2 protein-coding genes are annotated in these 2,091 nt (G+C 70.7%); one reads left to right on the forward strand and one right to left on the reverse strand.

Annotated elements, in window-relative coordinates; genetic code table 11:
* Positions 1-1,043, reverse strand: a 1,043-nt coding sequence (locus NTX40_06640) for a hypothetical protein (GenBank protein ID MCX5648756.1), incomplete at its 3' end; no start/stop codon positions are given.
* Between the two features lie 278 nt (positions 1,044-1,321).
* Between NTX40_06640 and NTX40_06645 the strand changes: the two genes are divergently transcribed.
* On the forward strand, positions 1,322-2,091 hold a 770-nt coding region (locus NTX40_06645), incomplete at its 3' end, for a TldD/PmbA family protein (protein MCX5648757.1).

Here is a 2,091-nt window from a genome sequence, read left to right on the forward strand (position 1 = left end):
GTGGGGGTAAAGACGACCTCGCGTGCGGCGCTCGGGGCGTCGGGGGTGAAGTCCTGGCGAGCGATTTCGCGGCCGTCGGCCTTCAGGACGAGGCGGACGGGCCGGCCTTTCATGCCGAGGGCTGAGACGGCGGCGCGGACCTCCGGCCGGTTGCCGACGAAGACGCGCTGGGGGCACCGCAGGTCGCGGACGGCGACGTCGCGGACGCGGTCGGAAGGTTCAGGGGAGCCGACGGCGACGGCGTGGATGCGGATGCCGCGCTCGAGCAATCGGGCGGCGGCGGACTCGGGCGAGCCGCGCGCGGCCCGGTTGGCGGCGCCATCGCCGACGAGGACGACGGCGCGGAGCGTGGGCGCGGCACGGTCGGCGAGATCGGCGAGCGCTTCGCCGGGGTCGGTGCGCGGGTCGGCGGGGGCGGGGGCGAAGTTGGCGGCGGGGCGGAAGCGCGCGCCGAAAGCATACGAGCGGACGACGGCGCGGCGCGCGAGGTCGGCGTAAGGGTCGGGTGCGGCGAGGAAGGCGCGGCGGAGGGCGGCGGCACGGGAGAGGGCGTCGGGGGGGATTGCGGATTGCGGATTGCGGCCCGCCTTCGCCCCTGCTTCGCCAAGGCTTCCGCCGTCGCCCTGCGGGCTATGGCGGACGGGACGCAGGGCTACGGCGGGTAAAATTGCGGATTGAACGGCGGAAGGCGATCCCGGGGATTCGTCGCGACTGCGTCGCGACTCATCCCCGGGCTTTAGGGCGGCGGGGGCGGCGACGTCGCGGATGGTCATGCTGCGGGAGGCGTCGAGGAGGAAGGTGACCTGGCCGGGGACGGGGCGGCGAGTTTGCCAGGAAATCTCGGGGCGAAAGAGCAGCAGCAGGACGGCGACAACGACGGCGGCGCGAAGGACGAGGAGGATCCTTTGCCTCCGAGGCGAGACCTGTGGCCGGCGTCGCCAGAGGATGAGGCCCACGAGGGCGACGAAGACGGCCGCGACCAGGGCGCACCAGAAGAGAGGCAGTACCGGGCGGACGGCGAAATGGACGGCCAGGGGCGTCAAGGCGCGGGATCTCCCGGCTCCCGACGGGTCGGGGCTCTCCTTCTAGAATCGCCCTTGAGGCGGGGCGCGCTTGAAGAAAAGCGCGCGGGGGCGTATACTCGACGGTTCCCCGCGCGGGGGAGGCGGGATTTAACCGCAGAGGACGCAGAGCACGCAGAAAACAGCAAAGGAATAATCGGGGAAAACAGCAACACAGAATATCGAGCAAGGAACCGCAGAAGTAAGAAGTAAACAAACACAGCAAGGCGCAAGAAGAGACCGGCGCGGAGCGAAAAGGCGTGAAGGAACTGGCGGAGCGGGCGTGCGAGGTGATGGCGGGGCTGGGCGTCGGGTACGGCGACGTCCGGGGAGCGGTCGAGGCGGTGGTGGGCGAGGCGGTGGAGATCGCGCGGGCGAGCGCGCGGCTGCGGGGCGAGGCGGTGCACCTTGCGCCGGTCGCGCCGGCCGAGGCGCGGTACGAGACGCCGACGGCGAAGGACCCGTTCGCCGTGCCGCTGGAAGAAAAGTTGGCGCTCCTCACAGGGGCGTCGCGGGCGATGAAGGGGCCGAACGTCAAGTTGGCGGAGGCGTTCAGCGCGGCGTACGAGATGCGGCAATTCTTCGCATCGACCGAAGGGGCGCGGATCGAGCAGCGGATCGTGCAGACGGGCGGCGGGATTGCGGCGACGGCCATCGGAGGCGGCGACCTTCAGGTCCGGTCGTATCCGAACAGTTTCCGCGGGAACTTTGCGACCGGCGGATGGGAATATGTCGAGGCGATGGATCTCGCGGGGGAGGCCCCGCGCGTGGCCGAGGAGGCGGAGGCGCTGCTGGCGGCCCCGCCCTGCCCCGAAGGAAGGCGGACGATCGTTCTCGACGGCGGGCAACTGGCGCTCCAGGTGCACGAATCGTGCGGGCACCCGATAGAACTGGACCGCGTGCTGGGGATGGAACTTTCGTACGCGGGCGACTCGTTTCTGACGACGGACAAACTGGGGACGTTCCGCTACGGGTCGGAGCAAGTGACCATCGCGGCGGACGCGACCGTGCCGGGCGGCCTGGGAACGTT

The sequence above is a fragment of the Planctomycetota bacterium genome, from assembly GCA_026387035.1.
Lineage (GTDB): Bacteria > Planctomycetota > Phycisphaerae > FEN-1346 > FEN-1346 > JAPLMM01.